General features: G+C 34.0%; 2 protein-coding genes. Both read right to left on the bottom strand.

The annotated features are described in order from the left end of the window. Positions 1–280 (bottom strand): HIT family protein (locus AC1DUW_RS30520; protein WP_477644406.1); only part of this gene is annotated, 280 nt, incomplete at its 3' end. A 132-nt stretch (positions 281–412) separates the two neighbouring features. After that, on the bottom strand, positions 413–942 hold a 530-nt coding region (locus AC1DUW_RS30515; protein WP_477644405.1), incomplete at its 5' end, for a hypothetical protein.

The following is a 942-nucleotide window of genomic DNA, read 5'->3' as shown; positions in this document are numbered from 1 at the left end:
GTTCTATCCCTAACACTTCCCTTTGAGCTTTTCTAATCCTAGATAATAAGTTTATGTAATCAACCTTTTCTAAATCATTTAATTCGTCAAAGCACTTAATATGGCGTTTTGATGCTAAAATTACTAAACCTTTAATGGGATATGCAACGTCTTGGTGAGCATGAAAATATTCAGTTTCGACTATTACACCACCATCCGGTTCTATTTCCCCACTTGTTAAAGCACAACTTAAACATTCGACTTCAACTGTTTTTCCATTAGACAAAGTAATTTCCCTCATAATTCCCTCCAAAAACAAAATAATATCTCTTTTTAAATGATAAAAAATATACAATCCTTGTTGAACTATCCACCCTAATAATTCAACAAGCAAAAATCAACAACTTCTTTAAACAGAGCAAATTATAAAGATTTAATCCAATAAACCATCTCCATAATTTGTTCCATCAGTATCCAAAATGACTACCTTTGATTTTATACGAGTAAGTGCTACAGCTATATACGGATTTGGCTCAGGGTTTTTATTATAAGATGTCCGAATGCGGATGATAGTCTCATCATAATTTTCTTTCACTTCCAGAACCTCAATCGTATTTCCCTTTTTTTCACCGCCCATTGATATTAATAAAAAGTCCTCCCCTTCACCACCTTTAAACTTTTTGTAACCAACAATGGAAGTATCTTTTTCAATTTTTCCAATATACTGTTTAGTTTCAACATCCATCAGTCTTTCTTTATCCACTACTAGATAGTCCACTTGATTGATGAATCCGATGAATATATGAACAGCGATGATTAGCGGAACCCCAATAAAGAGTATTTTCTTACCTATAGCAAATCTCTTTAAGAAAAAGTATAGAATCGCCAGTGTCAATACACCAAGGCTCAATACACCATACGGCATCCCCTCGAACCCGCCAATCCTAAAGGAAGCCACTAAAA

It is taken from the genome of Peribacillus sp. P4_C12 (assembly GCF_056402095.1).
Note: the sequence above shows the minus strand (reverse complement) of the source record. Positions and strands in the feature narration are given on the sequence as shown.